The following is a 21786-nucleotide window of genomic DNA, read 5'->3' on the forward strand; positions in this document are numbered from 1 at the left end:
CCACTTCTTAAGAAAAGGAGGGAGATCTTTTTGCTTGATTTTTCAATACTGATCAATAACTTGGATACATATTTAGAAGGATTTAAGAATACCGTGCTGGCTAGTATCATTGCCTTAATTGGGAGCTTTATTATTGGCGTGATTGTAGCCGTTATGAGAATCGCGCCTATTAAACCTTTAAATTGGATTGGCAGCGCATATGTTGAGTTTATCAGAAATATTCCTCTTCTAATCATAGCCTTCTTTTTTTATATCGGTCTTCCTGCAATCGGTGTAACGTTATCCGGATTCGTGGCAGGTACGATTGCCCTTGCCATTTATACGGCATCCTTTATTGCGGAAGCGATTCGTGCTGGAATACAATCTGTACCGAAAGGGCAAATGGAGGCAGCAAGATCATCAGGTCTCACCTATTTGCAGGCGATGAGGATCATTATTTTGCCGCAAGCTATTAAAATAGTCATTCCACCAATTGGCAACCAGTTTATTAATCTTGTAAAAAACTCAGCTATTTTGGGAATGATCGCCGGTTTAGATTTAATGTACTTCGGTGACCTTGTTTCCTCCCATACCTTCGTTACATTTCCCGTATATATTTTTGTAGCGATGTTTTATCTTGTTCTAACAATACCATTAAGTCTTGGCGTTGGTTATCTTGAAAGACGCTTGGCGCGAAGCCGATAAGGAGGGGAATTATGGATATTGCAGGAGCTCTCACAGCCGATCATTTAAAATTCCTCGCTGATGGGTTTAAGGTGACGCTTTATATTGCCTTTATTTCTATTATATTAAGCTTTATTATTGGAGTCGTATTTGGGACGTTACGTTATGCGAAAATTCCGTTCCTATCGAAGGTCGTGGCAGTGATTGTTGAAACGATTCGGAATCTGCCGCTGTTGCTCATCATTTTCTTTACCTTTTTTGCTCTGCCAGAAGTGGGACTAAAGCTAAGCCCTTCGTCTGCGGCAATAGTGGCATTGACTGTGTTTGAATCAGCGATGCTCGCCGAAATTGTAAGAAGCGGCTTGAATTCCATCGATAAAGGACAAATTGAAGCAGCCCGTTCGTCAGGGTTAACGTATATCCAAACATTATGGACTATTGTCATGCCACAAGCACTTCGGCGAATGGTTCCTCCGATTGTCAGCCAATTTATCTCTTTATTGAAGGACACTTCATTGTGCGTAGTGATTGCTTTACCGGAATTCATGCATAATGCCCAAATCATTTATGCACAAAATGTTAATTACATTTTCCCAATCTTTGCTGTCGTTGTGTTCATGTACTTTATCGTCAACTATTGTTTATCATTAATAGCACGCAGGCTAGAAAGCAGGCAAGCATAGGAAGCAAGGGGACGGTTCTCCTGCTTCTTTTTTCTTCTATTAATTAGCCTTCTTTTAATGTTAATTATCATCTTGAAATTCTCGAAATTTTGTGGTCGTTTTACGAACAGAAAAACAGCTCTATTATTAAAGTATAAGAACCGTTCCCCCTGCTTCCAAAAGCCGAAAGCTAGAAAGTTGAAGCAGAGCCCTTCTTCATCGAAGTTCCCCAAAATTTCCACCCGCAAAGTTCAGTTAAACTCCACTAAGTTGCATTATATTCTCTTTACGACATATTTTCAGCTGCTTATTACACTTTTCTAGGCGCTTACAACATTTTAGTTAAGAAGAAGTGAAGCTTAAGAACCGTCCCCATGCTTCCACCAAATTTGAAAACCCTTCCATTGATTTTTATAAAAAAATCTTTTATACTAACACATGAAAATAATTTTCATATTGGAGGTTAGTTTGATGAATAGTTTCTTCGAGAAAGCGCAACAGTTTGGTAAATCATTCATGCTTCCAATCGCAGTGCTTCCGGCAGCGGGTTTGTTGCTCGGAATCGGTGGAGCATTGTCCAATCCAAACACGGTTAAAGCCTATCCGTTTTTAGATATTTCTTGGTTGCAAAATATATTTACCATTATGTCTAGCGCCGGATCGGTGGTGTTTGCCAACCTGGCATTGCTGTTTGCCATTGGTATTTCTGTTGGACTGGCGAAAACAGATAAAGGAACAGCGGGTCTTGCTGGTGTGTTAGCATTCCTCGTTATGAATGCAACAATATCATCTTTGTTAACGATAACAGGCAAAATGAATGTAGAAAACCCGGCAGCGGTTGGCCAAGGAATGACGCTTGGCATTCAGACACTTGAAACAGGTGTTTTCGGTGGTGTGGTTGTCGGGATCTTGACATCATGGCTGCATAATCGCTATAACAAAAAGCAGCTTCCACAGTTCCTTGGCTTTTTCAGCGGTTCGCGCTTTGTGCCGATTATTGCTTCGTTTGCGGCCATTTTTCTTGGTGTAGTGGTCTTCTTTGTTTGGCCATTTATTCAAAAAGGAATTTTTCAAATGGGCGGTCTTGTTGAGTCAACAGGATACATTGGAACATTGATTTACGGATTTGTACTCAGAATGCTTGGACCATTCGGTCTGCACCATATTTTCTATATGCCATTTTGGACAACTAGCCTTGGCGGCGCGTTAACAGTCGACGGCAAGCTTGTCGAAGGAACACAGCGTATCTTCTTCGCACAGCTGGCGGATCCTGAGACACATAAGTTCTATATTGGTACTGCACGTTTCATGTCCGGTCGTTTTATTACGATGATGTTTGGCTTAGTCGGTGCCTGCTTGGCGATGTACCATACGGCAAAACCGGAAAACAAGAAGAAGGTTGCCGGTCTGCTTGCATCAGCTGCCTTAACATCATTCCTAACAGGAATCACAGAACCAATTGAATTTTCATTCTTGTTCGTTGCTCCTGCTCTTTATGTTTTACATGCGTTTTTGGATGGTATGGCATTTATGCTTGCGCATATTTTCCAAATTACAATTGGGCAAACTTTTTCAGGCGGATTTATTGATTTTATTTTATTCGGTGTTTTACAAGGCACGGCAAAAACAAACTGGCTCATGGTACCGGTCATTGGTATCCCATGGTTCTTCGTGTACTATTTCTCATTCAAGTTCATGATTAAGAAATTCAATTTCAAAACACCAGGACGTGAAGAAGCTGGCGAGGCAGTTGTCAATCTCACAAATAAAAGTGAACGGGCTCAAGCAATTGTCGAAGGACTTGGCGGAAAAGAAAATCTGCAAGATGTTGACTGCTGCGCGACTCGTTTACGTGTAACAGTTACAGATGTGGGACGTGTCAGTGATGATATTTTGAAACAGACAGGCGCAAGAGGTGTCGTGAAAAAAGGAAACGGCGTCCAGGTCATTTATGGACCAGAAGTCACCATTATTAAAAATGAAGTTGAAGAATTGGTGGGTGAATAACATGCTAGAAAACATTAAACAAGGTCTCGTTGTTTCCTGCCAGGCATTGGAACAGGAACCCCTTCATAGCTCCTATATCATGTCAAAAATGGCGCTTGCGGCGAAAGAAGGCGGTGCCGCTGGAATCCGAGCGAATTCAAAAGCGGATATACTGGCGATAAAAGAAGAGGTTTCCCTTCCAGTGATTGGCATCGTGAAACGGGATTATGACGATAGTGAAGTCTTCATTACCGCTACGAAAAAGGAAATTGAGGAATTAATCGAAAGCGGCTGTGAAATGATTGCCTTGGATGCAACGCTGAGAAACAGACCAAATGGTTTATCACTTGAAGAACTTGTTTCTTTTGCCCGTGAAAAAAATTCAGAGGTCCAGTTAATGGCGGATATATCATCGGTTGAGGAAGCTGTTAATGCGGAAAAGCTGGGATTTGATTGTGTAGGGACGACCCTTTATGGTTATACAAATGAAACAAATGGGAGTAAACTATATGAGAATGATTTTGCTTTTTTAAAAAATGTTCTTAAAGAAGTGACCATTCCTGTCATAGCGGAAGGAAATATTATGAGCCCTGATATGTTGAAAAGAGCATTTGAACTCGGGGTATATTCCGTTGTTGTCGGCGGTGCAATTACGCGCCCGCAGCAAATTACAGCCCGCTTTGCTGCTCAAATTCCAAAGTAAAAGGGTGTTATTGATGTCTTCGGTGTTGAATGAGATCCAGAGTATTTACTCATCCTTATCTGATAAAGAAAGAAATATTGCTAACTATATTCTGGCCAATCCGGAAGAGGTTTCCCGAAGCCATATTCAGGAGCTGGCAGATGCGGCAAATGTCTCTATCAGCACGATCACTCGTTTTGCCAAAAAGGTTTCTTGCCGAAATTTTGTTGAAATGAAGGTGAAGCTGGCCGGTGGTTCTGAAGCCAAGGAAGCGGAAGGAATTGAACAGACATTGTTCGCTTCTTATCGTGATATGCTGGCAGATGTCCAGTCATTAATGGATCCAGAGCCTTTTTCCAGGGTGTTGAATTTTCTGAAAGAAGCTAAGCGAATTTTCATTTATGGCTTAGGAAGTTCAGGTTTGGCGGCACAGGAATTGAATTATCGGCTGAGCCGGATGGGCTTTATTTCGGAAGCAGTCACAGACCCGCATTTGATGATTATTCGAAGCACGTTGCTGCAAGAGGGAGATTTGATTTTAGCCTTTTCACGGTCAGGTCAAACGCCCGATTTGCTGCAATCCGTTGGAAAGGGCAAGGACAAAGGAGCAAAGCTTATTGCATTTACCGCCTTTGGGCAAACCCCGCTGACAGAATTATCGGATGAGGTCTTGTGGACGGTGCATCCACTAAGAAACAACTTTTTGTTAACTGGACTGGATATGAGCACCCTATACCTGATTGACAGAATCAGTTTGCACTTCCTTTCAGAAAAAGATCGAGAAGCCATGTATCTCCAAACAGTCGAAGCGATAAAAAATAGAGGAAAATCAGAATAATGGTGCCTGACACCAGTATGTGCCATTTTTTTGAGTTAGCAATTCACTAGGCAGGATACCGTTTGAAGCAGCGGTATCACTTTTCTACAAGGAATCCTCCAAGTTAAGAAAATAATCCAAAAGGAGATTATCGTCATGTTTAAAAAGTTATTTGGTTTAAATTCAACGAAAAAACAAGAAACTATTTTAGCTCCTGTAACTGGACGGCTAGTCCCAATTGAAGAGGTGCCAGATCCAACGTTTGCGGAAAAGATGCTAGGGGATGGGATTGCCATCGTACCGTCAGAAGGGATGGTCGTTTCCCCTGTTGATGGTGAAGTTATCTCGATTTTTCCAACCAAGCATGCCATCGGACTTAAATCAAAGCAGGGGCTGGAAATCCTCATTCATATTGGACTTGATACGGTAAATATGCAAGGCGAAGGATTTGAAGCATTTGTTGAGGTTGGTGACAAAGTAGCAGCCGGAACAAAGCTCATCAGCTTCTCCATTGACTTAATCCAACAAAAGGCTACCAATATCATTACCCCAGTAGTAATAACCAATTCTGAGATTTTAAAGGAACTACACCACGGAGACATTTCTGAAGTAATTAGCGGGAAAACAGAAATCATGAATATGGAACTCAAGTAAATACAAAGGGTGTCAGGCACCATGTGAAATTTTCACATGGTGCCTGACACCCTTTGTACTATATTCATAGTTGATTTAGGCGTTCAATGCTAATTGGATCATTAGTTCGATTCCTGCAGGGATGGCTGCTTCGTCGATGTCGAATTTGGGATGGTGGTGCGGGTATTGGCTTTTCTCGCTTTGCATGCCAACATTGATAAAAGCTCCGGTTTTTTCCTTTAAATAATAGGAGAAATCCTCAGCGCCCATCACTGGTTCCTTTTCCACGAAGACATCTTCGCCAAAGGATTTTACAATGATGTCTTTAGCCACAACGCATGCCTCCGGGTGATTGTATAATGGCGGTGTTCCTTCAATAAAGTGGTAGTGCCCTTTTGCGCCGAAGCTTGCGCATATCGATTCCGTTAATTGAGCCGTTTTATTATGCATTAACTCCGCTCCATCAAACGACATTGCCCGAATCGTACCTTGCAGTGTCACCTTTTCAGGAATGACATTATAGGAATTACCCGCCTGCATCCCACCAAACGAAATCACTCCTGCATGCAGCGGGTTCAAACTTCTGCTGACAACCGATTGAAACGCCTGAATCAGGTGGGTGGCGATGTAGATTGGGTCCACTGTTTGATGTGGATAGCCGCCGTGTCCGCCTGTTCCTTCAATCGTAATGTCAAAATCATCGCTCGAGGCCATGGCATAGCCGGTGGCGAAGCCAATTTTTCCAAGAGGCATACCGGAAATATAATGAATGCCATAGATGACATCGACTCCCTCCAACACACCCTCGTTTACCAGCTGTTGTGCACCGCTTGGCGAGGCTTCCTCTGAGCTTTGAAAAATCAAGACAATATTGTTTTTTACGAGATGTGAATTTTCGCTCATCCATTTGGCAGCCGCAAGTAAGGTTGCGGTATGTCCATCATGGCCGCAGCCATGCATAACGCCGGGCACGGTTGAAATATAGGGCTTGTTGTCCCCTTCTTCATGAAGCGGAAGGGCATCCATATCGGCTCTAAGCGCAATGGTTTTGTTGCCTTCCGTTCCTTTAAAAAAGGCAACCACATTTGGTGCTGAAAACCGTGAATCTATCGGAATACCAAAGTCAGTTAACTTCTCTTTGACATTAGCAGCTGTCTTAAATTCTTGTCCTGATAGCTCAGGGTGCATATGAAAATGCCGGCGCTGCTGAATGGTCCAAGCGACGAGCTCTGAATCTATTAATTTTGTCTGTATCATGATTGCCCCTCCAGGTAGTTATTTTTCTATAATAGATGTGAATTTTTATACATTAATTGTAATTTATATTCAGCGAAAATGCAACTAAAAAGCAACTAGTAAGAAGAGGAAACCGCCAGTTGAACGGATCCATCTGTAAATAGGGCAACGGAATTTTTCGATTAATCCCGTTTATTGATATTTGTAATTAATGTCATTCATACTCCAATTTTAGACAAAATGTTATAATATCAAAGATAATACAGGAACCGAAGGGGGTAAGAGACACTACTAGAATAATACTCCTCTTTTATAAAGGTATTAACATAGGTAGGTATTTTCTTACGACCTCGAAATGATCGGGTTTGTGGATGAAGTCAAAAGGCAGGATTTACCAACAGCCCTTTAACATTGGTTGTCCTTTAAAAGGGGTACTCAGTTATTAAACTACATTATGATATTATTAGGGCATCAATTTCAATGGGAGGCTTTAATTTGGATAACGATTTACTTAAGGAAGCAATGGATTTTATTCGTGCCTGCTATAGGGAACTGAATAAAACCGACCAGGAAATAGAAAATAGGTTGAATGAAATTCAAAAACAGTTACGAAACCAAGGTTTTTATGAACACACAACCTTCGAACTTGAATATGGGGCAAAAGTGGCTTGGCGTAATAGTAATCGTTGTATTGGAAGATTATTTTGGGATCATTTACATGTTATCGATAAGAGACATGTAAATACAGAAGAGGAGATTTTTGACGCATTAATCGAGCACATGGAGTTTGCAACGAATAAGGGTCGTGTACGACCTACTATTACTATTTTTTCACAAAAATCTTCTAATAAGAAGGTACGAATATGGAATCACCAATTGATTCGCTACGCGGGTTATCGTACTGAACAAGGCGTTTTAGGGGATCCTGACTCCTTAGATTTTACCGAGGCTTGTATAAACCTAGGGTGGGAACCCAAGTTTGGAAGATTTGATATCCTACCATTAGTAATACAAATAAATGATCATAGCCCGTGGATGTTTGAGATTCCAGAACATGTTCCTCTTGAAGTTCCACTTCGTCATCCGAATTACAAATGGTTTGAAGATTTGCAATTGAAATGGTATGCCGTACCTCTTATTTCTGATATGATGCTTGAAATTGGTGGCATTACTTATACTGCAGCTCCATTTAATGGTTGGTATATGGGCACTGAGATAGGGGCACGAAACCTTGCTGATGATTATAGGTATAATCTTCTTCCGCAGATTGGATCTTTAATGGGGTTAGATACGAAAAGTAATATATCGTTATGGAAGGACAGGGCACTGGTAGAAATGAATACAGCAGTCTTACATTCTTTTAAAGAAGATGGAGTTAGCATTGTTGATCATCATACGGCTGCTCAACAATTTAAAAAATTTGAGGAAAAAGAATTGGAAATGGAAAGGCTGGTTACCGGTAATTGGACTTGGCTCATTCCGCCATTATCACCAGCGGCAACGCCCATTTTTCATAAACGATATAATAATGAAATCATAAAGCCTAACTATTTTCACCAGCCAAAACCTTATAAACTTTTTGAGAAAAACCAACATTAAAGTTGGCTGTATAGTAATCTATTTAATAGCCCGAGTGGTGATTTATACCGGTCACATGTGAAAAATAGTACGGAGATTGCCGTTAAAAAGCGAGTAAATCAAAATTGGAATGAATAACAAAAGGTAATTTGATACTTAACACAAAAGGCTGAATTTCTAAGTTGTTAATACTAACACTTTGAAACTCAGCCTTTCTTTTAAGAGATAAGAAATTTCGGCTTTGAGAATTGTCCAGCTCCAGGCGCCATCGGCGAGACGATATCGCTCTTCTCCCTACGATAAGTCAACATCGGATCGCTACGCTCTCCTTGTTTCTAGCTGCAGCGCCTAGGGGCTCAATAATAATTTACTTTACTCCCATCCGCGGATCTACATAATCCGGATAGTCAGTGATGATGGCATCTACTTTCATATCAATTAAAAACTGTGCTGCTTCATGGCTTCTTACTGTCCAGGATGATACCTTCATTCCGAGTGCGTGAACTTTATCGACCAATTCTTTTGTAACAAGCCCATAACTTGGATTAAAGTAATCTGCGTATGTGGCAAATTCCTTCAATGCTTGATCTGTTGTATGGGTGGTGGAGGAAGTAAGGACACCCATTGGAACCTTTGGAAGAAGGTCATTCATTTTTTTCACCGTGTCAAAGTTGAACGATTGGATGATGATTTTATTATTTTGCGGTTTATCAAGATTCCGTTCCCGCAATTGTTGGGCTACCTCTTCTTCAATCCCGGGATAAAGCTCTGGTGCTTTCATCTCTATTAAGATACCAATTTTCCCACGATATCTGTCCAACACTTCCTCGAATGAAGGGATTTTTTCACCAGCAAATTGTTCCCCTTTAAAACTTCCTGCATCAAGGCTTCGCAACTGTTCAAAGGTTAGATCCTTTACGCCCCCAGTACCGTCTGTCGTTCTGTCTACTGTCGTATCGTGAATAATCACTAATTTCCCGTCCTTACTGCGCTGTACGTCAATCTCGATGTAGTCAGCCTTCATGTCGCGTGCTTTGTCAAAGGCAGCAATAGTGTTTTCAGGAGCATACCCTGATGCTCCCCGATGGGCGACATTATCAAATTTCCTTAATTCCCCGGTCGTTTCTGCCGCAAAAGCCTGCTGGAAAGGACTAAGCAATAGTGTTAGTGCGAAGCCGGCTCCAATTAATGTTTTCTTCATTTCTCCATCTCCCTTGTCAAAAAGTTTCGAACAAGGTTAGTTTATAAAAGAATTATTAAGCCAGTTTATCGTTCTTGTTTAGCTAGAGTTATAATATTCTAAAGAAAAAAACGTATTTTTTCCTAGTTTTGTTTACAATTGGAATCGAACTAATTTCCTATACTTCCCAAATTGGTGAACGTAAACGAACCAGTGGGCTCATGACTATTATTGTTGCTTTCTTAGATTCTGGTGTCAGGCACCTTTTTTGAATTTTCCCCAAAAAATATCCACAAATCTCCGGCATCGTTCAAGGTCTTTCGTTTGTAGGGAGATTTCAATCTTAAGTGTGACTGCTAATCGGCTGTGAACATAGAGCATATCCCGAAAAGCATCCACTGCTCCGCAAAACTTGGGATAAAAGCTATCGCCTGTGCCGATTACTCCAGTCACAACATGATTGACATCCTGGCTTTCAAATGCATGATACAGTGCGAGCATTTCTTCCGGAATGTCTCCATCTCCCCATGTATAGGTTCCAATGATGATGGCATCAAATGCCGATAAATCCTGCAAAGGAAGCTGTTCAACCCGAATCAGACGAACTTCTATTTTTTTCTCCAAAAATAAATCCCTTATAAACTGGACGAGTTCTTCTGTATGTCCCGTTTTTGAGGTATACACGATTGCGAGCTTCATAGTTCATCGAAGCCATTCGATTGCGTTACCTTCGCATAGGTCCGTGATTTTTGTTCAAAGAAATCAGATTTGGTTCCGTTCATCATTTCATCGCTGAACACATGAATCCATGGCATCGAATTGGTTCGCTCCTCATAAAGATTCGCTAAACCAAGCTGGCGCAACCGTTTATTAGCCAGGTATTCCGTGTAATCATCGTACTCATCTAAATCAATTCCCGTTATATCTTTAAGGATGAAAGCAGCCCACTCTTTTTCCAGCTCGACAGCTTGTCCAATGGTTTTATAGACATAGTCGATATTTTCCTGATGATTCAATTCAGGATTTTCTGTTAACAGAATCCGGATAAACTGGGCGATGAAAAAGGCGTGCTGCATCTCATCCCGCTGGATATAGCTGATCATTGTGCTCGTTTTGAGCATTTTTTGCTGACGGGCAAGATGATAGAAAAAGGCAAAGCCAGCATAGAAATAAATCCCCTCGAGATTTATCGAATTGACCGCTAATTGAAATAAATGCTGCGGTGTCGGGGTTTCGCGAAAGCTTTCATAAGCCTGCAAAATCAACTGGTTCCGTTTTTGTACGATGGGGTCACTTTTCGCTTGATTGAACCGAGCATTCTGCTCACTTAAAGGTACAAGTGAACTAAGAATATATGAATATGATTCGTTATGCACCGCTTCCTGCTGGGCAATGACAGCAAAAATCGCTTTAAAGCTGGAATCCGTGACATAATCCATCACCTGTGTCATCGTGGGTGTCTGCAGGCTATCGAGTGAGGCCAACTGGGTATTAATTCTTAAAAAAACATCTTTCTCGGTCGCACTGAGCAGATCCCATTGTTTGATATCATCCTGCATATTAATTTCCTGCGCCTTCCAAAAATTCCCCAATAATGTTTGATACAAATCGTACATTTGCGGGTAGGCAATATCATTCCAGTTCAGCAGGCCGGAAGACTCGCCGTTAATAATTCCGGTTGATTTATTAGGAAACTCCGGGTTCAACAATTTTATTTTTGATAATGGTGCATGAATATCCATCTAAAAAGCCTCCTGACTATTTTGCTAGTTCGATTATGTTAAAAGGCAAAGCCTGTGCTAGCTTTGGCACGCTTCGCATTCTGCTATTTCTGCTTGTGAGGTACTTCTAATGTAGTACGTTGTTTTTAGCCCATGTTTCCAAGCTTCCAAATGAAGGTTCAGTAATTCTTTGGCTTTGATATCATGACGAACATAAAGGTTAAAGCTGATCCCTTGGTCGATGTGGCGCTGCCGGGCCGCATTTTGTTTAATGCTCCATACTTGATCTAATTCATGTCTTGCCCGGCGGTAATACAGGTACGTATTATGATTCAAGTCCGGGGCAGTGACTTTGAATTTAAAATTTTTCTTCTCCTCCGCATATTCAACTGAATAGATGGGGTCAATGCCATCTGTGGAGCCGCCGATTTTCGCCGTTGATGAGTTAGGAGCTACGGCCATTAACCAGCCGTTGCGGACTCCATGTTCACTGATCTTCTCCCGTAACTCCAGCCATCTTTCCGAACGATAATTTTTCCGCTCAAAATAGGCCCCCGTTTGCCACTCAGATCCTTGAAACTCCCGATAGGCGCCTTTTTCGATTGCCAATTCTTTAGAGGAGCGGATGGTATAGTAAGCAATGTCCTCATACAGTTGGTCAGCCAATCCCACCGCGGCCTCTGACTCCCAGTGCATGCCTTCGAGGGCAAGCAGATGATGCCATCCGAACGTTCCGAGACCAATGGCCCTGAACTTTTGATTTGTTATCTGAGCCTGTCCAACCGAGATGGTATTTAAATCAATCACATTATCCAGCATTCTTACTTGAATGCGAATCAATCGCTCAAGAATATTGGCCGGGATCGCTTTTGCGAGATTAATAGAAGACAAATTACAAACGACGAAATCACCGGGATTCCGAACGATGACGATGTTCCCGTCTTCATCCTGGTATTCGTTGATGATGGTTGTTGCCGACATATTTTGCGCAATTTCCGTGCACAAGTTGCTGCAATAAATCGAGGTGCGACCGACCCCAGCCAGATGCTTATTAGGATTTTGTCTGTTTACTTCGTCACGGTAGAACATGTAAGGGGTACCCGTTTCAAGCTGGGATACCATGATCCGCGCCATAATATCCATCGCCCGGTACGTTTTCCTTGGAAGCAACGGATGATTCACGGCCTCTTCATATTTTCTTGAAAAATAATGCTGATCGGTTTCATCATAAAAATCCTCGAGTCCCAGCAGGGTCCCGTTTTCATCCTTCCAGCCCATATATTGCTTTACTTGATGGGGACAGAAGGTATGCCACTCGCCGATACTTCTGCCGTTCTCATCTGTTTCCTGCAGTTTTTTCATAAAAAGATCGGGTATAGTCACACCGGTAAAAATATCATGGGCTTTACGGCGCTCATCACCATTATTCGTTTTTAAATCAAGAAAGCCATTCATAATATCTTTATGAAATACATCCAAGTATACAGCAATCGCGCCTTGCCGCTGACCTAGCTGGTCGACACTTACCGCTGTATCATTGACCAGCCTGATCCACGGAACAACCCCTGAAGAGTTGCCTTTGAATTTTTTAATATCAGAGCCAAGGGCGCGGACTTTTCCAAAATAGAGGCCAATGCCGCCGCCATCCTTACTCAACCTCGCAGTATCCCAATTATTTAAATAAATACCGTCAAGGGAATCGTCAACGGTATCAATGAAACAAGAGGATAGCTGGCCGAAACTTTTGCCGGCGTTCGCGAGTGTTGGCGTCGCAACGGTCATATAGAGATGACTTAGCGCCCAATATGCTTCTTTCACAAGCTTGAGGCGGTGAGCCGAGTGTTCATTCTGCATAATTGTCATCGCAATGATCATAAAGCGCTCTTGCGGCAGTTCATAAACATTTCGCTCATGATCTTGAGCGAGATAGCGATCGGCTAGTAAAAATAACCCGATGTAAGTAAATAGAGTATCCCGTTCGGGCTCAATCTCTGTTGCTAATTCATCGATTTCGTCTTTCGAATAGGTGCTTAGTAGATTATTAGAGTAAATGCCGATTTCCGTTAATTGTTTAATAAGGTGGAAGAAATCTCCGTATTTTAAGGTGTGGTCATATCCGCGGTTATGGGCCGCCTTTTGATACAATTCCTTTAAAAATAAACGGGCCGCGACAAAGGTCCAATCGGGCTGGTCCATGGCAATCTGATTGACGGCATAGAGGAGTGCTTGCTGGTTGGCATCAGCCTCCGGCACGACCATTTCTCTAATTTGTTTTTCAAGCATGGTTGTATCCAATTGGTATCTTTCTGAAGCTTGTTTGATACAATCTAATACTAATTGAATTTCATCATTTACTTTTGTAGTCATCGTCATATCCCCTTTAACAAAAAAATCCGCTCAAGGGATTTGAGCGGATGAAACGGATCACTTCACAAAAGGAAAAAAGAAGACATCCTGCCTTTTGCTGCCACCGTTCATCTCCTCAATCCCCGAAGAAGTGAAACTACTTAAGAAAGACAGGTCTCCTGACTTTTGCGTCATTCTACTTTGAGCCCTTCCCATATAAGCGTCTATTTTCATAAACTCTCTCATACAGTGGTTTGCTCATTTCGTCAGCAATTACAGTTGCGGGGGCAGTTTCGGATTCTCACCGGATTCCCTATTAAGCCGCTAGCGGCATCTTTTCCTAAGGTGAATACAATATATAGTTGAATTTTAAAAAAATATAACAATATGTAGATGTTAAACTATAAACAATCATAGTATAAATATTTTTAGATTTCAAGTATTTTTGTGCCAGGCACCATCTAATACTTGATGGAAATATTCTACTAGAGCAGTAAACGTTTGTTCCCTCGTTGCATTTCTACTGGGCGGTATATGGTTAACGGAACGAATATTTTTCTAGATATATCAAATATAAACAAAGCCTTGATTCTTCATAAGAAGATCAAGGCTTTGTTTATATCCAAGACGATTGGGATGATTAGTTATTTTTTACGGATTACGAAGATAACCGCTACTAAAGCTAATAAAACAGAAATAATCGATAAGATTAATGGAAGCGAATCAGTTTTGTCAGATTTGGTCTTCGTTTCTTCCTTTTTCGTTTTTTTATCTTGAGGTGTGGTGCTATGTGAATCATGATGATCTGTCGACGTACCTGCAATGATGTCAGTGATGGAATGAGGTGTATCTGCACCTTCGTCACCAGTCCATTCCACTATGCTGCCATCTTTATAGTATTGATAGGCGTCCCAAGCGGCTTTCGTAGCATTATCAGGGTTTTTTGCAACAAAGGTAAATTGTTGAAATTGGCCTGGCAGGATGCCTTCACCAGTTGCCTCAAATGTAAATGTTTTGACTTTTCCAGCCGCATCCTTTTCCGAGCTATAATTCCAGCCTGGTACAGGTTGATAGGACATAATTTCTATCCCTGTTGGTGCTTTTATGGTGACTTTTGTTGTTGGAATCTCTTTTTCAACTGGAACTTTTAAGGTATAAGTTTCCCAAGCACCTGTCATGGAAGTTTTTGGTGCTACGGTAACATGTGCACTAGCGATACTACCAAACAAAAATAGTCCTAAACAGGTTGGTAACAAAACCTTCAACATTTTCTTTAATGGATTTCTCATTTCTTATTCTCCTCTTAGTAAAATTAATAGCCTTCTAGATGATTGCCCTGTATTCTCTAGCTATCTTTTATCATAAAGGGAATTTGTGATAAAAAAGTGAAGTTTTTTATTTTTATTGATGTTTTAAAATGGGCTGTTGATTTCCGCTCCAATCAACGAGGTTATAAAATCAACATTGCTCTTTATTTCACAGTTTTTCTCTAAACAAACTTCTTTTGTTATTTCGAATATCCCTGACATTTCCATAGTTAATTTTTTCAATAAAACTTCACAAATTATTGGTAAGCTAGTTATGATACTTATATTACTAACTAAAAAGTGAGGAATAATCTTGGATGGATATTACGATCATGATCGTAGATGATGAAGAACAGATGAGAGTATTGGTGAAAACATTTTTACAAAATGTAGGATATACCGTTGTACAGGCAGCTAACGGAATAGAAGCTCTTTCAAAAATCAAAGCAAAAGCGCCGGATCTTATGCTTGTCGATATCATGATGCCATATATGGACGGTTTTACTTTTGCGGAAGAAGTGAAAAAAATTAAAGATATTCCCCTTATTTTCTTATCGGCTAAAGGAGAGGAATGGGATAAGGTGTATGGATTAAGAATTGGTGGCGATGATTATATCGTCAAACCGTTTCATCCTGGTGAACTCCTAGCGAGAATAGAATCAGTATTGAGGAGAGCAAAGATTGCCTCGTTGCCAGCGACTCGATTCATGTTTGGCCCACTTATCTTAGATATTGATTCACATACAGCCATGCTTGATGGCCAATCCCTGTCCCTAACGCTAAAAGAGTATGAGTTGCTTCATTTACTGGCTAAAAATAAAGGGAAATTGTTTTCCAGAGAACAGCTGTTACATTCGATTTGGGGCTATGGATACACGGGCAGTGAACGGACGGTAGATACACATATTAAGACATTGCGCTTGAAACTAAAAAGTAATAGCAGTCTTATTCAAACCATTTGGGGGAAAGGCTATAAATTTGAGGTGTAATGAGTGAAGACAATGAAGTTTACTCTAAGTCAGAAAGTATTTGTCCTAATTTTAGCGATTATTGCCTGCACTATTTTCTTTTCTTTTCTCTTCCTTCATTTTCTTTACAAAGACTTATATTTAAAAAGCATCCGTGATTCGGTGATTTATCAAGGAGAAAATACCGCCTCCCATTTTCATTATGGGTCATTAAATGATGAAATCATTGATAAAATCCATTGGTTTAACGTTGTTTCTGAATATGAAGTGATTGTCGTTAGTAGTTTTGAAGAGCTTGATGATCATTTTCCTTATAACATTGACGGTGAACACTTGATTAAACAAAGTGATCAGAAGAAATTAGCACAGGGAAACTATATTATTAAAGAAGGTCATGTGAAAGAAATGGACCGAAATATTGTTGGGGCAGTGTTTCCTATTCAGAGTGATAACGGGCTGATTGGGCTGATATTTATCTATGTCCCGCTAGCGGCCATGCAAGAAGTTTTTCAAGGGAGTATTCCCATCCTCATTCTTGTAGGCAGTATTTATTTCATTTTGTTGTTTATTGTCGTGAATAGAATTCGAAATTCCCTATTCAAGCCATTAACGGACATTCAACAACTGTCTAAAGAGGTAGCAAACGGAAATTACTCAAGTCGGCTTGACCCAGATAAAATGGATGAAGTCGGTCAACTTGCGGAAGCCTTCAATTTAATGAGTTCATCTTTGGAAAAGCAAGAAGAACGGAAAAAAGAGTTCATTTCAAATGTTGTTCATGAATTAAGGACACCATTAACGTATATTGGTGGTTATACACAAGCACTTAAACAAAATTTATATTCTTCTAAAGAGGAAGCCGAAAGTTATTTAACTACAATTGAAAAAGAAACGGAGCGATTAAACAAAATTGTTCATGATTTGATTGATTTGAATTATTTGCAAGAAAATTTGTATGGAGTAGAAAAGGAACCAATTGCGATTGCCCAGCTTCTCTTTGACACGATCGACCTTTTTCAGATTCGCCTGGCACAAAAGAATATTCAAACCCAAATGATCATTCATGAGGACATTATTATTTGTGGGGATACGAAGCGAATAGAGCAGGTATTTTATAATATTATTGATAACGCGATAAAATATTCGCCGCCCGCAAGTGAAGTAAAGGTGGAGTTACGAGCAGAAGCTGAAATGATGGTATTTCGTGTTACCAATAAAGGAAATGTCATTAATAAAGAAGATCTCTCTCGAATCGGAGAACGTTTTTTTCGAACAGACAAGGCACGTAGCCGATCTACCGGTGGATTTGGATTAGGTATTTCGATCGTGAAGCAAATTGTTACCTTGCATCATGGTACTTTTTCGATATCAAGCGATCCTGTGGAGGGGACGATTGTTATGATTCAAATTCCCGCTTTCTATGAAGAATAGCTCGGCAATTCGAGGGAGTGTCTAATTAAAAGGCCGTCCTATTGTAAACGGGCCACCTACCAAGGAGAAACAAGCATGATGAGAAAAATATGTCTACTAATACTCCCGCTATCTTTTATCTTGTTAACAGCATGCGGGATGAACAAAGATATACCCTATCAAATCAAACCATTTACATTTACAGATCAAAACGAGCAGCCATTCGGCTCGAAAAACCTAGAGGGGAAAATCTGGATCGCTGACTTCGTATTTACGAATTGCGAAACGGTCTGTCCTCCGATGACAGCAAGTATGACTGAACTTCGTGATGCCATCAGGAAGGAAGATCTTCCTGTTGAGTTTGTCTCGTTCAGTGTCGATCCAACGGTGGATATGCCCGATAAATTAAAAGGATATTTGGGGAAATTTACGAAAGCTGAAGCAAACTGGCATATGCTGACTGGGTATGGGCAAAAGGAAATCGAAACATTTGCACTTGAAGAATTTCATACACTGATCCAAAAACCGAACTCATCTAATCAGGTGATTCATTCAACCCGATTTTATCTAATTGATCAAAATGGGAAGATTGTGAACCAGTATGGCTTTCAAAAATCTCATTTTCCAGAGATAATTACTGATATAAAGAAAATCGCAAAGCACTAATTGTGCCGTGTCCTCGATTTTTGGAGGTAGGCGGTAACAATCCAGCCCCATTTGTGCCCTAGAACCCACATTTTCCTGATTACGGTCATTAAGTGATCCCAGGTGTTAGGCACCATCCAGGTAATTGGAAATAAGGAATGCTCAGATTGGTTAGAATAAAACGGGAAAGGGGTATGAATATGGACTTTACAATTAACTGGAAAGGAAAAATGGCATTTGGGGGAGTTACTCCCTCTGGGCATGAATTTAAAATGGATGCGGATCCGCAAGTCGGGGGAGAGAACACGGGGGCGCGACCTACAGAAATACTGCTGCAGGCCGTTGCAGGCTGTACAGGAATGGATATTATCTCAATTTTGCATAAAATGCGCATAGAGCCTTCCGCCTTCCAAATGGATGTTACTGGCGAACGTGCAGAGGAGCATCCCAAAAGATTCACAACCATAAACATCCATTATGCGTTTGATGGAGAATTGCCGGAAGATAAGGTCATCCGAGCGATTCAATTATCAAAAGACAAATATTGTTCCGTCTCCCATTCCTTAAATTCGGAAATAACCGTAAGCTATTCCATCAATGGTGTTAAAGGAGAAAAGGACATATAACTTTTTAAAAATAAATGCCTTTTTACTGGAACTTGGTGTCAGCCCCCCTAAGCTCTCATGCCATCCTAGGTCAGGATGGCATATTTTCGTTGAAAGCGTTTTAGGATGTGCATCCAGGTTGTGCTAAATAGAAATAGGAAAAAAACATTTGAAAGGGCGTGGGCTAGATCGAAATAAAAGCTAGCGATATAGGCTGATACGAAGGTTGCCCATGTAAAGTCACCCAGGAATCCGAGGATAAACCATAGATTCATGAACCAGCCAAATAGAAAACCAACCGCAAATCCATAAATGGATAATCCATATTTATTGTTCATAAAGCGGGTATGACGAAGCATGCCTGCCACCAATCCAGCCATTCCCCATGCGTACATTTGCCAAGGGGTCCATGGTCCTTGACCAAGAAAGATATTGGAGACAATCGCTGCCGTTGCGCCAATAATAAAGCCCGCCTCAGGTCCGAGTACCATGGCACTGACGATGATCACAAAGGTTGTCGGCTGGACACTTGGCAATGGCGCAAAGGGGACGCGGCTAATCGCGGCAATTGCGGCGAGGACCGCCAATAAGACAATCTCTTTGCTCTCTATTTTCTTCAATTCGAAGCGGGCAAATAATGGTATCGTGGTTAGTGCGATGATCGCTGTACAGACGATCATATAAGGCTTATCGTCAAATAGTAATACCGATATAAATAATAGCCCAAGGACCATAAGGGATGAAGTGATTAAGATTGAACGGGAAGTCTCCAAGCTGCACAAGCCTCCTCCAATGTTAATATTTCAGGTACATGGGTGTCTCTTGTCACCCGATTGATGGCCGTTGTGTAAAAATAATTGCCTTTCAGCACCTGTTCAGTGCGGCCATCAACCGTGATCATCCCATCAAATAACATTAAGCACCGGTTGACGTGACTTGCAGCAAACTCAATATCATGGGTCACCATTATGATTGTCATGCCCTTTTCGTGCAGTTCTTTAAGCATCTCCGCAAACTGTTGCTTAGAAACGGGGTCCATCCCTTTTGTCGGTTCGTCAATGAGCAGCACATTAGGGCTGGAAAATAAAATGGTTGCTAAGGCAGCTTTTTGCTGCTCACCCCCGCTGCAATCATGGATGTGTTTTAAGAGTATATGATCAATCCCTAATTGTTTCGTTAACGATGCAATTCGTTCTTTGGGATTACTTATTGGGAATCGTGCTGCTAGGTTCATCAGTTCCTCTTCCAGTGTTTCGGCCATAAAGCACAGCAACGGATTCTGCGGCAGATAACCAATCTCCCGTTCTAAATCTGCCTTTTTATACGTTCTGATTTTTTTACCCTTCAGTAATACCGTTCCTTTTATCGGTTTAATGATTGCGGTACAACATTTTAGGAGCGTGCTTTTCCCTGACCCATTGCCACCAACAATCGCTAAATAATCACCTTCGTAGACGTTTAAGGATAAATTTTTTAGAACATAAGCGTCATCCTTGTTATATTTATAGTGGATTTGCTTGCACTGTAAACTGATTTTCCTGTCTGGATTAGCTGGTGGAGTGTCCGGTTCGCTACCCTCTATTTCTTGAAGCTGATGTAACCATTTATGAGCTTCTTTGACAGTAATCGGTACTTCGTTGAGAGCGAATCCTGATGATTGAACATAATAAAACAACTTTGATACAGACGGAAGGTATGGTAAGAATCGTTCGTCCTTTTCCGTCCAGACTTGATGAATGACCGACTTAGCGGTTCCTATGTATTGCAGGCTACCTTCAGTAAGAAGCACCACACGATCGGCAATCGAATATAACTCTTCTAACCGATGCTCGACTAATAGGATTGTGATGCCAAATTCCTCATTCAATCGTTTTAAAAACTGCAGAAATTCTTTCGATTGAACGGGGTCTAATTGTGATGTTGGCTCATCTAATAATAATAGTTTTGGTTTTAAGAGCAATACACTAGCTAAGTTAATTAATTGTTTCTGACCGCCGGATAATGTATGGGTGTCGGCTTGTAATAATGAAGCTAATCCAAAAAAATGGACCATTTCCGCCACTCTTTGTCGCATTTCCTCTGAGTTGACCCCAAGATTTTCCATGCCAAAAACTAATTCACTTAACACATCCTCCATGACTATTTGATTCTCAGGATTTTGAAAAACAAAGCCAATCTCTTGGGAGGATGTTTTTTCCGCTACCGATTCTAGTGGCATGCCTTTGTAGGTGATTTTTCCTGACAACTCCCCGACAGGCGTGAGCTCTTTTTTTAACAATTTGAGAAGGGTGGTTTTCCCACAACCAGACGGCCCGGCGATCACAATGAATTCTCCTTCTTCGATGGTGAACGATACTTGATTGAGTGCATGATGGGAGGAATCCGGATATTGAAAGCTTACGTTGTCTATCTTGATATACGCCATCTTAGTTGTTCCCCTCCTTCAACGATTAGTGGAAAACTGACGAGCAAGAAAAAGATTCCATAATAAAGCCAATCCAGAGAGGTAAATGTCAGCGTGCCTAGTTCAGGATAGATGGTTAATACCCCATGCTTTTGCTTAGCACCGACAATGCCGATCATGGTTAATCCTAAGAGAACAATCATCATTCCCCATTCCTTTGCCGTCATGAGAAAGGTTTGATAGCTTGTCCGTTTTCTTGATAAGCCATATCCTCTGGCTTTCATTGACTCTGCCGATTGCAGGGCCTCTTCTAAGGACCAGGTCAGAAGCTTCTGCATATAAAGCATGCCTACTTTTGCCCTTGTTTTCACAGTGCCTTGGGACATGGAATAATTTCGAACCTTTTGAACTTCATAAATTTCCCGCCATCTGCGAATAAAAAGCGGGACAAAGCGAATGGTGAGCATCAGCAGTAATCCTAATTGCGGCCAAACCTTTGAAAATAAAAACATAAACTTTCTGCCATTAAGGACGTGGTTAAACGATAGAAAGAGCACTAAAATACTAATAAGCATGAACGCCATGACGACACCATAAAGTAAGGCCTCAAGTGTAATCGGGTTATCGCGGAAATAAAATAATATGTTCGAACCGCGATGGACAAAAAATGGATTTAGGATCATGACAATCAATCCCATCACAATAAAAAAGGGAAAGGATTTTTTTACTTTTTCCTTATTCCCATGCAGGAGATTAATCAGAAGGAGCAAGATAATTGCTGTTATCAGGAAAATCGGATGTAAAAAAAGCATGACATTCAAGCCTACACATCCGTAATACAGCAAATGTATAAACGGATGATGATTCTGTGTGGATGTACTCATGTCGACACCTCCTTGAAAAATCAGACCACCGCCACTAACTGGCGGTGGCATAAACGTGA

20 protein-coding genes and 1 riboswitch are annotated in these 21786 nt (G+C 41.0%); of the genes, 11 read left to right on the forward strand and 9 right to left on the reverse strand.

The window, feature by feature from the left end:
- The first annotated feature begins 30 nt into the window (after nucleotides 1-30).
- The 6 genes from ACFVSW_RS04940 to ACFVSW_RS04965 all read left to right on the forward strand — a co-directional run bounded on the left by ACFVSW_RS04940 (nucleotide 31) and on the right by ACFVSW_RS04965 (nucleotide 5464).
- The gene (locus tag ACFVSW_RS04940) at nucleotides 31-684 is read left to right on the forward strand and encodes an amino acid ABC transporter permease (protein WP_387312939.1); all 654 of its coding nucleotides are present in this window, start codon (nucleotides 31-33) and stop codon (nucleotides 682-684) included.
- Nucleotides 685-695: 11 nt separating this feature from the next.
- Nucleotides 696-1346, forward strand: coding sequence for an amino acid ABC transporter permease (locus ACFVSW_RS04945; RefSeq protein ID WP_387312940.1), 651 nt, complete (start codon nucleotides 696-698; stop codon nucleotides 1344-1346).
- A gap of 450 nt (nucleotides 1347-1796) precedes the next feature.
- Nucleotides 1797-3332, forward strand: coding sequence for a glucose-specific PTS transporter subunit IIBC (gene ptsG, locus ACFVSW_RS04950; RefSeq protein WP_387312942.1), 1536 nt, complete (start codon nucleotides 1797-1799; stop codon nucleotides 3330-3332).
- Between the two features lies 1 nt (nucleotide 3333).
- Nucleotides 3334-4014 (forward strand): N-acetylmannosamine-6-phosphate 2-epimerase, encoded by a 681-nt coding sequence (locus tag ACFVSW_RS04955; RefSeq protein ID WP_387312944.1) that lies wholly within the window; start codon nucleotides 3334-3336, stop codon nucleotides 4012-4014.
- A gap of 13 nt (nucleotides 4015-4027) precedes the next feature.
- Complete coding sequence (locus ACFVSW_RS04960; protein WP_387312947.1) at nucleotides 4028-4831, forward strand: MurR/RpiR family transcriptional regulator; 804 nt, start codon at nucleotides 4028-4030, stop codon at nucleotides 4829-4831.
- A gap of 135 nt (nucleotides 4832-4966) precedes the next feature.
- Nucleotides 4967-5464 carry a PTS sugar transporter subunit IIA gene (locus tag ACFVSW_RS04965; RefSeq protein WP_387312949.1) on the forward strand — a complete coding sequence of 166 codons (498 nt, stop codon included), beginning with the start codon at nucleotides 4967-4969 and terminating at the stop codon, nucleotides 5462-5464.
- Between the two features lie 75 nt (nucleotides 5465-5539).
- Here the strand turns inward: ACFVSW_RS04965 and ACFVSW_RS04970 are convergent, their stop codons facing one another.
- Nucleotides 5540-6700 (reverse strand): M20 metallopeptidase family protein, encoded by a 1161-nt coding sequence (locus tag ACFVSW_RS04970; RefSeq protein WP_387312952.1) that lies wholly within the window; start codon nucleotides 6698-6700, stop codon nucleotides 5540-5542.
- 474 nt (nucleotides 6701-7174) lie between these two features.
- Between ACFVSW_RS04970 and ACFVSW_RS04975 the strand changes: the two genes are divergently transcribed.
- Nucleotides 7175-8278: a nitric oxide synthase oxygenase gene (locus ACFVSW_RS04975; protein WP_387312954.1), complete on the forward strand. Its 1104-nt coding sequence runs from the start codon at nucleotides 7175-7177 to the stop codon at nucleotides 8276-8278.
- A 346-nt stretch (nucleotides 8279-8624) separates the two neighbouring features.
- On the opposite strand, the gene ACFVSW_RS04980 is transcribed toward ACFVSW_RS04975, so the two are convergent.
- The 5 genes from ACFVSW_RS04980 to ACFVSW_RS05000 form a co-directional block, all read right to left on the reverse strand.
- Nucleotides 8625-9458, reverse strand: coding sequence for a glycerophosphodiester phosphodiesterase (locus ACFVSW_RS04980; protein WP_387312957.1), 834 nt, complete (start codon nucleotides 9456-9458; stop codon nucleotides 8625-8627).
- A 234-nt stretch (nucleotides 9459-9692) separates the two neighbouring features.
- Nucleotides 9693-10136, reverse strand: coding sequence for a flavodoxin domain-containing protein (locus ACFVSW_RS04985; protein ID WP_387312960.1), 444 nt, complete (start codon nucleotides 10134-10136; stop codon nucleotides 9693-9695).
- Complete coding sequence (locus tag ACFVSW_RS04990) at nucleotides 10133-11179, reverse strand: ribonucleotide-diphosphate reductase subunit beta (protein WP_387312962.1); 1047 nt, start codon at nucleotides 11177-11179, stop codon at nucleotides 10133-10135. Before ACFVSW_RS04990 ends, ACFVSW_RS04985 begins: the two co-directional genes overlap by 4 nt.
- A 57-nt stretch (nucleotides 11180-11236) precedes the next feature.
- Nucleotides 11237-13525 (reverse strand): ribonucleoside-diphosphate reductase subunit alpha, encoded by a 2289-nt coding sequence (locus tag ACFVSW_RS04995; RefSeq protein WP_387312965.1) that lies wholly within the window; start codon nucleotides 13523-13525, stop codon nucleotides 11237-11239.
- Between the two features lie 132 nt (nucleotides 13526-13657).
- Nucleotides 13658-13857: riboswitch (cobalamin riboswitch) on the reverse strand.
- A gap of 291 nt (nucleotides 13858-14148) precedes the next feature.
- The gene (locus ACFVSW_RS05000) at nucleotides 14149-14793 is read right to left on the reverse strand and encodes a YcnI family copper-binding membrane protein (RefSeq protein ID WP_387312967.1); all 645 of its coding nucleotides are present in this window, start codon (nucleotides 14791-14793) and stop codon (nucleotides 14149-14151) included.
- Nucleotides 14794-15128: 335 nt separating this feature from the next.
- Here ACFVSW_RS05000 and ACFVSW_RS05005 point away from each other — a divergent pair, with 335 nt between their 5' ends.
- The 4 genes from ACFVSW_RS05005 (at nucleotide 15129) to ACFVSW_RS05020 (ending at nucleotide 18460) form a co-directional block, all read left to right on the forward strand.
- Nucleotides 15129-15800: a response regulator transcription factor gene (locus tag ACFVSW_RS05005; RefSeq protein ID WP_387312970.1), complete on the forward strand. Its 672-nt coding sequence runs from the start codon at nucleotides 15129-15131 to the stop codon at nucleotides 15798-15800.
- Between the two features lie 12 nt (nucleotides 15801-15812).
- The gene (locus ACFVSW_RS05010) at nucleotides 15813-17210 is read left to right on the forward strand and encodes a sensor histidine kinase (RefSeq protein ID WP_387312972.1); all 1398 of its coding nucleotides are present in this window, start codon (nucleotides 15813-15815) and stop codon (nucleotides 17208-17210) included.
- A gap of 75 nt (nucleotides 17211-17285) precedes the next feature.
- Nucleotides 17286-17855 (forward strand): SCO family protein, encoded by a 570-nt coding sequence (locus ACFVSW_RS05015; protein ID WP_387312974.1) that lies wholly within the window; start codon nucleotides 17286-17288, stop codon nucleotides 17853-17855.
- Between the two features lie 179 nt (nucleotides 17856-18034).
- Complete coding sequence (locus ACFVSW_RS05020; RefSeq protein WP_387312976.1) at nucleotides 18035-18460, forward strand: OsmC family protein; 426 nt, start codon at nucleotides 18035-18037, stop codon at nucleotides 18458-18460.
- A 65-nt stretch (nucleotides 18461-18525) separates the two neighbouring features.
- Here ACFVSW_RS05020 and ACFVSW_RS05025 read toward each other — a convergent pair whose 3' ends face one another.
- The 3 genes from ACFVSW_RS05025 to ACFVSW_RS05035 are packed head-to-tail and all read right to left on the reverse strand — an operon-like array spanning nucleotide 18526 to nucleotide 21727.
- Nucleotides 18526-19173, reverse strand: coding sequence for an ECF transporter S component (locus tag ACFVSW_RS05025; protein ID WP_387313431.1), 648 nt, complete (start codon nucleotides 19171-19173; stop codon nucleotides 18526-18528).
- Between the two features lie 14 nt (nucleotides 19174-19187).
- Entirely contained in the window at nucleotides 19188-20864 is a 1677-nt protein-coding gene (locus tag ACFVSW_RS05030; protein WP_387312978.1) for an ABC transporter ATP-binding protein, read from the reverse strand.
- Nucleotides 20846-21727, reverse strand: coding sequence for an energy-coupling factor transporter transmembrane component T (locus ACFVSW_RS05035; RefSeq protein WP_387312981.1), 882 nt, complete (start codon nucleotides 21725-21727; stop codon nucleotides 20846-20848). The genes ACFVSW_RS05030 and ACFVSW_RS05035 overlap by 19 nt, the downstream gene beginning before the upstream one ends.
- Nucleotides 21728-21786: the final 59 nt, after the last annotated feature.

Origin of the sequence: Neobacillus sp. NPDC058068 (assembly GCF_042885335.1) — a bacterium.
Taxonomy (GTDB): Bacteria; Bacillota; Bacilli; order Bacillales; family Cytobacillaceae; genus Neobacillus.

Bases quoted from the DNA above. Each gene is read 5' to 3' on its own strand.
- ACFVSW_RS05005 (WP_387312970.1), top strand. From the start codon at position 15,129: ATGGATATTACGATCATGATCGTAGATGATGAAGAACAGATGAGAGTA.
- ACFVSW_RS04945 (WP_387312940.1), top strand. From the start codon at position 696: ATGGATATTGCAGGAGCTCTCACAGCCGATCATTTAAAATTCCTCGCT.
- ACFVSW_RS04985 (WP_387312960.1), bottom strand. From the start codon at position 10,136: ATGAAGCTCGCAATCGTGTATACCTCAAAAACGGGACATACAGAAGAA.
- ACFVSW_RS04965 (WP_387312949.1), top strand. From the start codon at position 4,967: ATGTTTAAAAAGTTATTTGGTTTAAATTCAACGAAAAAACAAGAAACT.
- ACFVSW_RS04955 (WP_387312944.1), top strand. From the start codon at position 3,334: ATGCTAGAAAACATTAAACAAGGTCTCGTTGTTTCCTGCCAGGCATTG.
- ACFVSW_RS04995 (WP_387312965.1), bottom strand. From the start codon at position 13,525: ATGACTACAAAAGTAAATGATGAAATTCAATTAGTATTAGATTGTATC.
- ACFVSW_RS05030 (WP_387312978.1), bottom strand. From the start codon at position 20,864: ATGGCGTATATCAAGATAGACAACGTAAGCTTTCAATATCCGGATTCC.
- ACFVSW_RS05000 (WP_387312967.1), bottom strand. From the start codon at position 14,793: ATGAGAAATCCATTAAAGAAAATGTTGAAGGTTTTGTTACCAACCTGT.
- ACFVSW_RS05010 (WP_387312972.1), top strand. From the start codon at position 15,813: ATGAAGTTTACTCTAAGTCAGAAAGTATTTGTCCTAATTTTAGCGATT.
- ptsG (WP_387312942.1), top strand. From the start codon at position 1,797: ATGAATAGTTTCTTCGAGAAAGCGCAACAGTTTGGTAAATCATTCATG.
- ACFVSW_RS04990 (WP_387312962.1), bottom strand. From the start codon at position 11,179: ATGGATATTCATGCACCATTATCAAAAATAAAATTGTTGAACCCGGAG.
- ACFVSW_RS05015 (WP_387312974.1), top strand. From the start codon at position 17,286: ATGATGAGAAAAATATGTCTACTAATACTCCCGCTATCTTTTATCTTG.
- ACFVSW_RS05020 (WP_387312976.1), top strand. From the start codon at position 18,035: ATGGACTTTACAATTAACTGGAAAGGAAAAATGGCATTTGGGGGAGTT.
- ACFVSW_RS04960 (WP_387312947.1), top strand. From the start codon at position 4,028: ATGTCTTCGGTGTTGAATGAGATCCAGAGTATTTACTCATCCTTATCT.
- ACFVSW_RS05025 (WP_387313431.1), bottom strand. From the start codon at position 19,173: ATGGTCCTTGGGCTATTATTTATATCGGTATTACTATTTGACGATAAG.
- ACFVSW_RS04980 (WP_387312957.1), bottom strand. From the start codon at position 9,458: ATGAAGAAAACATTAATTGGAGCCGGCTTCGCACTAACACTATTGCTT.
- ACFVSW_RS05035 (WP_387312981.1), bottom strand. From the start codon at position 21,727: ATGAGTACATCCACACAGAATCATCATCCGTTTATACATTTGCTGTAT.
- ACFVSW_RS04970 (WP_387312952.1), bottom strand. From the start codon at position 6,700: ATGATACAGACAAAATTAATAGATTCAGAGCTCGTCGCTTGGACCATT.